Raw genomic sequence first — 12,441 nt, forward strand, 5'->3', positions numbered from 1 at the left:
CGACCTGAGCTAATCAGGTCGGTCTCTTCAGTCTAGTCTCAGGAAACACCATTATGACACGCCGAATCCTGCGCCAACTGCGCTGTATGGGGCTCTTGACCCTGATTCTTCTCGGTTGCCTGTCGAGTGTTCATGCCTCCGACAGTGATCCTATCTTGACAGAGTTCGAATCATTGCTGGTTTCATCATCAGCTCAAGACAGAGCGAAGGCAATTACACTGCTTGCCGACTCTATGCACCCAGAAACCTTGTCTTTATTAGCAGAACTGCTGGATGGCAATCTTTTCACCTTCAGAGGCGATAGCCATCTTTATTTCGTACCTCGCCATGAAGAAGGTCGCATTGCAGAGCGCTTGCTAGATGATGAGAAAATCACGATTGAGCGTGTTCGAGATTTTCGTCGTGTCGCTGTTAATAATGCCCAACGTACACAAATTCGACGAGTCATGGCCTTAACTGGCTTGAATGCTGAATCCTCTGCAACTCGCCTGCAAGCAGTGCGTCAGTTGATGCGGGATGTCGATGACTCTACCATTACCTTGATTGAAGACGCTTATCCTAGAGAAACGCACGAAAAAGTGCGTGAACTTATGTCAGTGGTTCTGGCCATTAATACCCTAGCATCAAGTGATAATGAGGCTTTAAAGAGAGATGCCATCGACACACTTGCTGCCTCTTTAGAGCCGCGAGCACGAAACAGTCTAGTGCAATTTGCTAACGTCACCGAAAATGTTGCACTTCAAGAGCTTAGCCAACTTGCTTTAACTAAGATTGATCAAAAAGTGAAGTTTTATAAGGGATTAGAAACTCTTTACTTTGGTCTTAGCCTTGGCTCGGTGCTTGTTCTTGCCGCCATAGGCCTAGCCATTACCTTTGGGGTCATGGGTGTGATCAACATGGCACATGGAGAGTTGATCATGATTGGTGCCTATACCACCTTTGTGATTCAACAAATGATGCCGAACCATATTGGAATGTCTTTGTTTGTGGCGATTCCAGCGGCCTTTATTGTGTCAGGACTCGTCGGCATCGCCATTGAACGGGGTGTCATACGTTTCTTATACGGTCGTCCTCTAGAAACACTATTGGCAACCTTTGGTATCAGTTTGGTACTGCAGCAAGCGGTACGCTCGATCTTTTCACCGCTAAACAGAACCGTTGAGACACCTAGCTGGATGAGCGGTATGCTGGAATTTAATCCAGTTTTTGCCATCACCCTCAATCGTCTTTACATCATCTTTTTCTGCTTCATCGTCTTCTTTGCGTTGTTACTGATCCTTAAACGCACCGCGCTAGGCTTGCAGGTTCGTGCCGTTTCACAAAACCGAGCCATGGCAAGAGCGATGGGTGTCCGCTCGGAACGTGTCGACATGCTGACCTTCGGTCTAGGTTCAGGGGTCGCTGGGATTGCGGGGGTCGCCTTGTCTCAAATCACCAACGTGGGACCCAACCTGGGGCAAGCTTACATCATCGATTCCTTTATGGTGGTGGTGTTTGGTGGTGTCGGCAATATCTGGGGAACGCTGGTTGCCGGTATGACTCTTGGAGTCGCCACTAAACTGGTCGAACCTTGGGCTGGAGCGGTGTTGGCCAAGATCTTAGTGCTGGTCTTCATTATTTTCTTCATTCAGAAAAAGCCACGCGGACTCTTTCCGCAACGTGGCCGTGCCGCCGAGGATTAAGTCATGTTTCTATGGAATCTTATTAAACAAGATCGTGGTGGACAGGTGTTACTGGCCTTGTTGGCACTGGCTATCATTATTGTCCCAATCCTAAATAGCTTGCCCTCGGATCATCCTTTGCATATCCCCACCTATGTGGTGGCGGTAATGGGTAAATACCTGACATTGGCATTATTAGCCTTATCGGTGGATCTGGTCTGGGGATATCTCGGCATCTTGACTCTTGGACATGGTGCCTTCTTCGCCCTAGGTGGTTATGTGATGGGTATGTACCTGATGCGCCAAATTGGTGATCGAGGTGTGTATGGCAACCCAGAACTGCCTGATTTTATGGTGTTCTTAAATTACGATAGCCTACCTTGGTACTGGACGGGGCTGGATCAATTTTGGTTTGCCGCCATTATGATCGTGCTGGTTCCGGGGGTATTGGCTTATGTGTTTGGCGCGCTAGCCTTTCGCTCACGGGTATCCGGTGTCTACCTATCCATCATCACTCAAGCGCTGACCTTTGCGTTGATGCTCGCTTTCTTCCGAAATGAAATGGGTTTTGGTGGCAATAACGGCTTAACCGACTTTAAAGACATGCTTGGGTTTAATTTACAAGCCCGTGAAACTCGCGTCGGCTTATTTGTCGCCTCCGCAGTTGCACTGGCGTTGGGCTATCTACTCTGCCGTGCCGTCACACAAAGTCGCTTAGGTAAGGTCTGTGTCGCCGTTCGTGATGCCGAATCACGCTCACGTTTCATGGGCTATCGTGTTGAAAATGTAAAACTCTGGGTATTTACCTTATCTGCGATGATTGCAGGGGTTGCCGGTGCGCTTTATGTACCGCAAGTCGGTATCATCAACCCGAACGAATTCTCACCTTTGAACTCTATCGAAATAGTGGTTTGGGTGGCTGTCGGTGGACGCGCCACGCTCTATGGTGCGGTGGCAGGTGCTATTTTTATCAACTACGCCAAAACTTGGTTTACCACCGAACTACCTGATGTATGGCTATTTGCGCTAGGTGCTATTTTCATTCTGGTCACCGTCCTGATGCCTAAGGGTATTGTTGGACTTCTTCGTCGTAAGGAGAGCAGCACATGAGTCAACCATCCTTATTGAGCGAAATAAAAGATAAAAACCGTGTGTTTTCGTTTATGCAATCTCAAGCATCACCGATGCTGAACGTTGATAAACAGATTCTGCTGTATCTTGAAGGGTTATCCGTAAGTTTCGACGGATTCAAAGCAATTAATGACTTGAATCTTTATATTCGAGACGGCGAATTGCGCTGCATTATCGGCCCTAATGGCGCCGGTAAAACCACCATGATGGATATTATTACCGGTAAAACCAAGCCAGATACGGGTTCAGCCTGGTTCGGTCAAACCATCAACTTGCTAGAACTGGATGAACCCGCCATCGCGCAAGCGGGGATTGGACGTAAATTTCAAAAACCGACCGTGTTCGAATCGCTCAGCGTCTACGACAATCTCGTATTAGCCATGCCAGATGAGCGTAAAGTCTTTAGTCTGTTGTTTGCCAAATTGAATGGCGAACAAAGTGACCGCATTGATGAAGTGATCACCTTAATTGGCCTAAAAGAAAATAAAGCGATGCGAGCCGGTAGTCTCTCTCATGGTCAAAAACAATGGCTAGAAATAGGCATGCTGCTGATGCAGAAACCCCGTTTGTTACTGGTCGACGAACCAGTTGCAGGCATGACCCATCAAGAGATGGATCGCACTGCTGAACTCTTAGTGTCTTTGTCAGGCAACCATTCCGTCGTAGTCGTAGAACATGATATGGATTTTGTGCGCCAGCTGGCAGGTAAAGATCGAACCGTCACCGTTCTTCATCAAGGCAGCGTTCTTGCCGAGGGCAGCATGGATCAAGTTCAGAATAATCGCAAAGTGATTGAAGTCTATCTAGGGGAATAACCATGATCACAATTCAGGGACTCAATCAATTTTATGGCGAAAGCCACACCCTCTGGGATGTCGACATGCAGATACCCGAAGGACAATGCACCGTATTGATGGGACGCAATGGCGTGGGTAAAACGACACTACTGCAATGCATTATGGGGCATCAAAAAGTGGCTTCAGGTAGCATTCTGCTGAACCCGCTGAATAAGGACTTAGTGAAAGTCTCCGTTGAACAGCGCCCTCGATTAGGCATTGGCTATGTCCCTCAAGGAAGACAAATCTTCCCGCTACTGACGGTCGAGGAAAACCTGCAAATCGGCTTGCCCGTTTTGCCCAGAGGACAACGCAAAATACCCGACTACATCTTCGAACTCTTTCCCGTTCTTGCCGACATGATGCATCGACGCGGCGGTGACTTATCCGGCGGTCAACAACAACAGTTAGCCATTGGCCGGGCGTTAGTTGTCGATCCAAAACTGTTAATCCTTGATGAGCCCACCGAAGGCATTCAGCCGAACGTGGTACAGGAAATTGGCGACATCATTCGTAAACTTAACCGTGAAATGGGGCTGACCGTATTACTGGTCGAGCAAAAGCTACCCTTCGCTCGTAAAGTCGGTGACCGTTTCTGCATTCTGGATCGTGGACGCAAGGTCGCTGAAGGCGAGATGGCGACACTGGATGAGGGACTGATTAAGCAGTATTTGACGGTTTAGTCATTGTGTAATGGCAAATACTGAGCAAAATACAGAGGCATCACGATATGAGTTTGTTCCATTGCTGAAGAGCCTTGAGTGCCCGTTAACTTAAACGTTTTGTTGGGACTGCACTTCTCAATATAGGACGCCAGCGATTTGGCTCGTGTGCGTTTTCCACTTTTGACTTCAACGGGGACTATATCGCCTTCATCCGTAGCCAAAATGAACTCAATTTCAGCACGAGCGTCATTCCAAGAATAACTCGGATCAATACCTATCGCTGTGAACTCCTGTTGAACAAAGTTTTCGGCAACGTAACCTTTGTATTCGTAGTTTTGCTGTTTAATTTCCTTGTAACTGCTGCCAAGCATATGGTTGAGCAAACCCACATCAAACAGAAACAGCTTTACCTTATTCTCTTTTTTATAGGCCGCAAGCGGCGCTTTCGGCTGCCCTTCAATGGGATAATTCGCTAACGCCAAGCGGCAAGACCTTAACCAGTGGATAGCGGTGTCGAAATCATTGTAACGAGATTTACGCTCATGAACGTTTTTAAATTTAAAGCGCTTCACAGACTCATCAGATACCAGCGATAACTGTGATGGAATGCTATTGAATACCGATTCGATCAATTTCGCATCAACCTTACCCGCATACTTACCAAAATCACGACGATAACCTTCGACTAGATCGGCATGAACTTTAGAGACCTTCTCAATGCGCTCTAAAATGCTCGACTCTTTATGGTGATACCAAGTAACCACCGCTTCTGGCATACCACCGGTAAAGAAGTAATCCGTCAATTTATCCATTAACTTACTGTGAACCGCTGGGGAACTTGCTTGGCTATCAAACGCTTTAATCAGTGCAGGCTCCCCTGAAGCATAAATAAACTCTTGAAAGCTTAATGGGCGTAGGTTGTACTGCTCTACCTTGCCAACTGGAAAACTGTTCAACAATCCAATATTCGAACCACTGGCTGCCACATAATAGGAAGGTGCTTTTTCGGCAAAATACTTTAAAGAGGTCACCGCCCGTTCACACTCACCAATTTCATCCAAAATCAACAAATCCGTTTCTGGATTAAACACTTGATTGGTGAGCAGCTCAATATTCATCACTAGCTCGTCTGGCGACAGTGAGCCATCGAATGCTTCTTTGAAGGAGGGGTTTTCTAAGAAGTCGATACGCAGAACCTTAGCAAAGGTGTCACCAAACAACTCTTGCAGCAAGAAGGTCTTGCCCGTTTGCCTTGCACCATCAATTAACAATGGCTTACGAGTGGTCTGATTTTTCCATGCTATCAAGGAATTGAGCAAAGTACGCTGCATCTCTTGTCCTGCCTGTGGGATTGTTCATGACCCCATACTATAACTAAAATTACATTTTTATGCGCAGAAAAGTGTAATTTTTATCATTTTCATGCGCGTAAATGTGTGTTTCGTACTACGATACCTCTCCTTCTGACTACAGTGGCATTAGTGAGTGTATGATTTCGAAATGCATTCACGTCACCAAACCAGAAATAGCCTTGTGCTATGATCAACAGTTGATAGGATGTTCGACTATGGAGCCTACAATTTTTTTATCGGTAGCATGTTTATTGGGGTAGGCTGACATTCATGCTGCAAAGTAGGCATTAAAGGGAACGCATGCAACAAGTTGGAATTTATGAACAGTTAATTACACAGCTTATCGCTAGTCGCATTGATCGAGAACGATTCTATGTGGGCGAACGAGAACTGAATAGTCATGAAGCCTCCACTTGGTTATCTCGTTTCCTTTCACACATTCTTGAGTATGCCATTGATTCAGTGCCTACCACTGATGACCGTCTGCAACAGCAAATTGCCTTATCCAATCAATTGTTACTATGGTTAAAAACGCAAATCCAAGATAAAGATTTTATCGAAGACAATTTACTAGCCAGCCAAGGCAAAATTCTGACCGCACTATACGAACTCGAAAATCCTGTCTCAGCCGATTTAAAAAACTATATTCAGGACATTTTTCCTCTAACTGGACTTAGCCAGAGTGAGTTGTTTTGTGGCAGTAATGCAGGGTTATCACTGGAATCTGAATTGAAGCGAGAGATCTTGTCAGCGGATAAAATCTGCTGGCTGGTATCCTTTATCAAGTGGGCAGGTATCCGTATTTTTCGAAACGAACTGGAAGAGTTCACTTCCAGTGGTCGCGAGCTAAACATCATTACCACCTCCTACATGGGAGCGACCGACGCTAAAGCAGTCGAGTATTTGGCCAGTTTACCGAATACTCAGGTTAAGCTCAGTTATAACATCGAGCGCGAACGCTTACATGCCAAAAGCTATCTGTTTCTGCGCAATACTGGGTACCACACTGGCTATATAGGTTCTTCAAATCTCTCACGTTCTGCATTAACAAACGGCTTAGAATGGAATCTAAAAATTACCTCGCAAGAAATCCCACATATCATTAAGAAGTCATTGAGTACATTTGAAACCTACTGGGCGTCTCATGACTTTGAATCATTTAATGGCGATGCAACAAGTCGCGCAAAACTCAGAAAAGCCTTAAGCCAGCAACGGGGTGACGATGAGGCAGGTCAAACACATTTCTTTGATATTTCGCCTTTCCCCCATCAAAGTGACATCTTAGAGCAATTAGCCGTTGAGCGAAGTATTCACCAGCGCTTTCGCAATTTAGTGGTTGCGGCAACAGGCACCGGAAAAACCCTGATTTCTGCCTTTGATTTTGCCCGCTTCATTAAAGAGAAGCCAAATGCACACTTCTTATTTGTTGCTCACCGAGAAGAGATCTTAAAACAAGCGAGAGCAGCTTATCGTGGTGTATTACGAAACGGTCAATTTGGCGAACTATGGGTCGGTGGGCATACGCCAGAGCATTACCGACAACTCTTTGTTTCCATCCAAACGTTAAATAATCAACTAAGCCAGCTCAATCTGACACCTGACTATTATGATTACATCGTCATTGATGAGGTGCATCACATTGCCGCATCCAGTTATCGTGCGCTGCTAGCGCATTTCACACCCACTATATTGCTTGGTCTGACAGCAACACCTGAACGACATGATGGTGGTGATATTCTAGCGGATTTTGGCGGTGTGATTGCGGCTGAGATACGTTTACCCGAAGCAATCAATCGTCGGCACCTTTGCCCCTTTCAGTATTTTGGTATTGATGACGATACAGACTTACGCAACATCCCCTGGAGTCGAGGGCGTTATGACATTGCTCAATTAACCAACCTTTACACCCATAACCAAGCACGCTTTAACAAAATCTTGCTGAGTATGCAGGAGATAATCACAGACCTAGGCAAAATGAAAGCTTTAGCCTTTTGTGTGAGTAAAGAACATGCGCAATACATGGCACAGCAACTCTTATTGAAAGGCATTAAAGCTGATGTATTGACCAGTGATAACAGCCACGAGCGGCAACAAAAGCAGCAAGCCATTCGTTCTAGCAGCATCAACGTGCTCTGTGTCGTTGATATATTTAACGAGGGTGTCGATATTCCCGAAGTGGATACCTTATTGTTTTTGCGACCCACAGAAAGCTTAACGATTTTCTTGCAACAGTTAGGACGAGGTTTGCGTTTAGCGGAAGGCAAAGAGTGCTGTACCGTGCTGGACTTTGTCGGTAATTCCCGCCCTGAGTATGATTTCGCCAATAAATTTAGAGCCTTGGTCGGTAAAAGTAATCGAGCCATCAGTGATGAGATAAAGCAGGGCTTTCCGCATGTTCCACTGGGTTGCCGCATCGAATTAAGTAAACGTACGCAAGAGATGGTGCTGAGTAATATTCGGCAGGCTTCACTGACATTGAAGCGCCTAGTATCGATGATACGACAGTATCCACAGCATTCCTTGTTACCCTTAACACTGTCTAATTTCTTGACCCTAAACCCTGACATCGACTTAAACGAACTCTATAAGCGTGGATGTTGGTCCGATCTTGTGCAGCAAGCGCAAGATCACATCAACGACAATGCGATAGACGCAAGCCTGCTAAAAATGTTCAAAAAGGCAATCCATAACAGAATTTTGACCTGTGATGATCACAGCTATCTCAGCTTTTTAAAGCAGCTTTGCCAAACTAACTTTGCAATGGAAGATCTTTTTCATCGTCATGCATTGATGTGTCATTACGATTTTTGGCAGAAAACAGGCCCAGAATCTGGCTTCGATTCGATTACACAGAGCCTTGCAAAACTGAATGTTTTCGAATTAAAAGCGGAATTACTGGACGTTCTAAACTGGCAACTGGCACAGACCAAACATCAACAACCACCCATGCATGCTTTGCCCGAGGTTCCGTTAAGATTGCACGCTCGTTATGCCCGAGAGCAAATCTTAGTAGCCTTTGGAGCAACAACTTTTGAGCGACAACCAGCCGCTCGTGAAGGAGTATTTGTTGTTAAAGCTCAGAATATTGAGCTGATGTTTGTCACCTTAGACAAAAACGAAAAACAGTTCTCACCCACCACCATGTATCACGATTACGCGATAAACGAACACCTCTTTCATTGGCAGTCGCAAAATAGTGCCAGACCCGACAGAGGTCGAGGTTTGGATTACATCCAGCATAAAAAAATCGGTAAGCGTTTGTTTTTATTTGTGCGCGAGCAAACTAAGGATGAATACGGCCGTACCATGGGTTTTGTTAATTACGGCGAGGTGGAATATGTGTCGCACACAGACTCTCAACCGATGAGCATTACTTGGAAACTAAAAGAGCCGATGCCGAACTTTATGTGGCAACAAGCGGCCAAATTAGCGGTGGGGTAATAATGCAAACACAAATTAAAAAATGGGGTAAAAGTGCTGCAGTGCGTCTTCCTGCAAACATCTTAGCCCGTGTGGGATTATCGGTACACAGCCTCATAAATCTTGAAGTTATATGGAGTAATGCTCTGTTACGCTATGCAATAAGCGCTATATACAGATTTAACGCATTTAATCCGATACGCTTTGGATTAACGTAACCCGAGTGGATTCAATAAAACCAAAACGCACCACAATGGCGCAAAAACACCCCCTTCGAACCAATCAAGCGCACTCAATGCACCCCTTCCGAGCGTGAACACCTTATTTGCAGGGTCAGGATAACTGGCACACTCCTTGCAAAAATCTGTTGAACTACTGACAAGCGCTTTGCGAACATCTGCCAAGTGCCAGATGTACAAGCCAGATTTTTTAAGAGAGTCATTACGATGGAATTATCACCCCGCGAGAAAGATAAGCTGCTTCTGTTTACCGCAGCCTTAGTGGCTGAGCGTCGCAAGGCTCGTGGCGTAAAGCTCAATTATCCCGAATCCGTCGCCTATATCAGTGCCGCCATTATGGAAGGTGCGCGTGACGGACGAACCGTTGCCGAATTAATGGACTATGGCCGCACCCTATTGACCAGTGATGATGTGATGGATGGCATTCCCGATATGTTGCCTGAAGTTCAAATCGAAGCCACTTTTCCGGATGGCACTAAACTGGTCACTATCCACGATCCTATCGTTTAACGGAGGCTTTATGATCCCAGGCGAAATGAAAGTAGCGGAAGGTGAAATCGAGCTGAATGTCGGTCGCGAAACACGCCAAGTCAGCGTCGCAAATACAGGTGATCGACCGGTGCAAATTGGCTCTCATTATCACTTTTACGAAGCCAATAACGCGTTAGTCTTTGATCGTGAAGCCACTCGTGGCTTTCGCTTAAATATTGCCGCAGGTACCGCTGTACGTTTTGAACCCGGACAAAGCCGAACCGTCGAGTTGGTTGCCTATGCAGGCTTGAAGCGTGTGTTTGGTTTCCAAGGCAAAATCCAAGGCGATCTATAACGAGGTAGGAAAACACCATGGCAACGATTTCACGACAAGCCTATGCAGAAATGTTCGGTCCTACCAAAGGTGATCGACTCAGGCTGGCAGATACTGAACTCTGGTTAGAGGTTGAAGAGGATCTCACCATTTATGGCGATGAGGTTAAATTTGGCGGTGGCAAAGTCATTCGCGATGGCATGGGGCAAGCGCAGTGTCCAAGTGCCAAAACAGCCGATCTAGTCATCACCAACGCTCTCATTATTGACCACTGGGGCATTATCAAAGCAGATGTGGGCATTAAAGAGGGGCGTATCCAGCATATCGGTAAAGCGGGCAACCCCGATACTCAACCCGGTGTGGATATCATCATTGGTCCCGGTACTGAGGTCATTGCCGGTGAAGGTCAGATCCTGACGGCAGGTGGCATAGACGCGCACATTCACTTTATTTGTCCTCAACAAGTTGAAGAAGCTCTGTGTTCTGGTGTTACCAGTATGATTGGTGGTGGAACGGGGCCCGCGACAGGAACCAATGCAACGACCTGCACACCCGGACCTTGGAATATTCATCGCATGCTGGAAGCGGCAGATTCATTACCCATGAATATCGGTTTTTTAGGCAAGGGTAACGCCAGTCTTCCAGAAGGGTTACGTGAACAAATTACAGCAGGTGCCATGGGGCTTAAGCTGCATGAAGACTGGGGAACCACACCCGCGGCCATCGACTGCTGCTTAAGTGTCGCGGATGAGATGGATATTCAGGTTGCCATCCATACCGATACTCTGAATGAATCCGGCTTCGTCGAATCGACTCTGGCTGCGATTAATGGTCGTGTGATTCACACTTATCACACGGAAGGGGCCGGTGGTGGTCACGCACCTGACATCATTAAAGCCTGTGGCGAAAACAACGTTCTGCCCTCTTCAACCAATCCGACTCGTCCCTACACCATTAATACCGTCGATGAACATTTGGATATGTTGATGGTATGTCATCACTTAGATCCTTCTATTGCAGAAGATGTGGCGTTTGCAGAATCTCGGATTCGTCGCGAGACGATTGCCTCTGAAGATATTCTGCATGATCTTGGTGCGTTTTCGATTATTTCCTCTGATTCACAAGCAATGGGTCGTGTTGGAGAGGTGATTACTCGCACTTGGCAAACCGCACATAAAATGAAGGTACAACGAGGTCCATTAGCGCAGGATTCTGCGGAAAATGACAACTACCGAATCAAGCGTTATATCGCTAAATACACCATCAACCCTGCCATCGCACAGGGAATCAGTCACGAAGTCGGGTCGATTGAAGCAGGCAAATTGGCTGATCTAGTGTTATGGAAACCGGCGTTTTTCGGCACGAAACCGAGCTTGGTATTGAAAGGTGGTTTTATTGCCACTGCACCGATGGGCGATCCCAACGCATCAATTCCAACGCCTCAACCCGTTCACTATCGTCCTATGTTTGGTAGTTATGGTAAAGCGAGTCAAAAAACCTCGATGCTGTTTTTATCCAAGGCTGCCATTGCTGCCGGTGTGCCTGAGCAATTAGGACTGCAAAGCCTGATTGGTGAAGTTCGCGATTGCCGAACCGCGACCAAGGACAAAATGATTCACAACAGCTATCAACCCAACATTAGCGTCGATCCACAGACCTATGAGGTGATGGCAGATGGGGAATTACTGACTTGCGAACCGGCTACGGAGCTACCGATGACACAGCGTTACTTTTTGTTTTAAGAGCATTTGTTTTAAGAGCATTTATTTTAAAAGCAGCTCTTTTACAAACAGAGTTATTTTAACGAGATCAATTTGGAACGCCCCATGATTCGATTAACCGAGAAACTAGACAAGCCACAAACTGCAGACGCCAGCCTAAGTCTGACCATTGATCAGCGCATCAAAAGTCGCCTGAAAGTCGCCTTAGACGATGGACGTGATGCAGGTCTATTTCTGCCTCGTGGTCTGATTTTACGCGGGGGTGATTGCCTGCGAAGCGAATGTGGCCTGACCATTGAAGTGAAAGCCTCTGTAGAAACCGTTTCGACGGTTCAATGTGATGACACGCTGCTACTCGCTAGGGTCAGTTATCATCTTGGTAATCGTCATGTTCCTTTGCAAATTGCACCCGGATTTGTTCGTTACCAGCATGATCATGTGCTGGATGCCATGGTTGAAGGCTTGGGCGCAAAGGTCATTTGCGAACAGCAACCCTTTGAGCCAGAAGCCGGTGCATACAGCAGCGAGGGAGGTGGTCATAACCACTCGCATCACCACTCACATGATCACGACCCTTCCCATTCACACTGACTGATATTTAAGAAACATGT

Annotated in this window: 10 protein-coding genes; 9 read left to right on the forward strand and 1 reads right to left on the reverse strand. The window is 46.4% G+C overall.

The genetic code is table 11. From position 1 onward, the window contains the following. Positions 1–53: 53 nt before the first annotated feature. The 4 genes from urtB to urtE are packed head-to-tail and all read left to right on the forward strand — an operon-like array spanning position 54 to position 4,311. Positions 54–1,682 carry an urea ABC transporter permease subunit UrtB gene (gene urtB / locus F7R24_RS05080; RefSeq protein ID WP_151670169.1) on the forward strand — a complete coding sequence of 543 codons (1,629 nt, stop codon included), beginning with the start codon at positions 54–56 and terminating at the stop codon, positions 1,680–1,682. A 3-nt stretch (positions 1,683–1,685) separates the two neighbouring features. Beyond that, the gene (gene urtC / locus F7R24_RS05085; RefSeq protein ID WP_151670170.1) at positions 1,686–2,771 is read left to right on the forward strand and encodes an urea ABC transporter permease subunit UrtC; all 1,086 of its coding nucleotides are present in this window, start codon (positions 1,686–1,688) and stop codon (positions 2,769–2,771) included. Beyond that, the gene (gene urtD / locus F7R24_RS05090; protein ID WP_151670171.1) at positions 2,768–3,607 is read left to right on the forward strand and encodes an urea ABC transporter ATP-binding protein UrtD; all 840 of its coding nucleotides are present in this window, start codon (positions 2,768–2,770) and stop codon (positions 3,605–3,607) included. Before urtC ends, urtD begins: the two co-directional genes overlap by 4 nt. 2 nt (positions 3,608–3,609) lie before the next feature. After that, positions 3,610–4,311 (forward strand): urea ABC transporter ATP-binding subunit UrtE, encoded by a 702-nt coding sequence (gene urtE / locus F7R24_RS05095; protein WP_151670172.1) that lies wholly within the window; start codon positions 3,610–3,612, stop codon positions 4,309–4,311. On the opposite strand, the gene F7R24_RS05100 is transcribed toward urtE, so the two are convergent. Next, positions 4,308–5,624, reverse strand: coding sequence for an ATP-binding protein (locus F7R24_RS05100; RefSeq protein WP_151670173.1), 1,317 nt, complete (start codon positions 5,622–5,624; stop codon positions 4,308–4,310). The genes urtE and F7R24_RS05100 overlap by 4 nt on opposite strands. A gap of 321 nt (positions 5,625–5,945) precedes the next feature. Here F7R24_RS05100 and F7R24_RS05105 point away from each other — a divergent pair, with 321 nt between their 5' ends. The 5 genes from F7R24_RS05105 (at position 5,946) to ureE (ending at position 12,421) form a co-directional block, all read left to right on the forward strand. Further along, positions 5,946–9,086: a DEAD/DEAH box helicase gene (locus F7R24_RS05105; protein WP_151670174.1), complete on the forward strand. Its 3,141-nt coding sequence runs from the start codon at positions 5,946–5,948 to the stop codon at positions 9,084–9,086. A gap of 425 nt (positions 9,087–9,511) precedes the next feature. Then, the gene (gene ureA, locus F7R24_RS05110) at positions 9,512–9,814 is read left to right on the forward strand and encodes an urease subunit gamma (protein WP_151670175.1); all 303 of its coding nucleotides are present in this window, start codon (positions 9,512–9,514) and stop codon (positions 9,812–9,814) included. Between the two features lie 10 nt (positions 9,815–9,824). Continuing rightward, positions 9,825–10,130 carry an urease subunit beta gene (locus F7R24_RS05115; RefSeq protein WP_151670176.1) on the forward strand — a complete coding sequence of 102 codons (306 nt, stop codon included), beginning with the start codon at positions 9,825–9,827 and terminating at the stop codon, positions 10,128–10,130. A gap of 17 nt (positions 10,131–10,147) precedes the next feature. Then, a complete protein-coding gene (gene ureC, locus F7R24_RS05120) occupies positions 10,148–11,851 on the forward strand; it encodes an urease subunit alpha (protein ID WP_151670177.1) in 1,704 nt (567 codons plus the stop codon). An 84-nt stretch (positions 11,852–11,935) separates the two neighbouring features. After that, a complete protein-coding gene (gene ureE, locus F7R24_RS05125; protein ID WP_151670178.1) occupies positions 11,936–12,421 on the forward strand; it encodes an urease accessory protein UreE in 486 nt (161 codons plus the stop codon). The last annotated feature ends 20 nt before the right edge of the window (positions 12,422–12,441 follow it).

The organism is Nitrincola schmidtii, assembly GCF_008973715.1.
Lineage (GTDB): Bacteria > Pseudomonadota > Gammaproteobacteria > Pseudomonadales > Balneatricaceae > Nitrincola > Nitrincola schmidtii.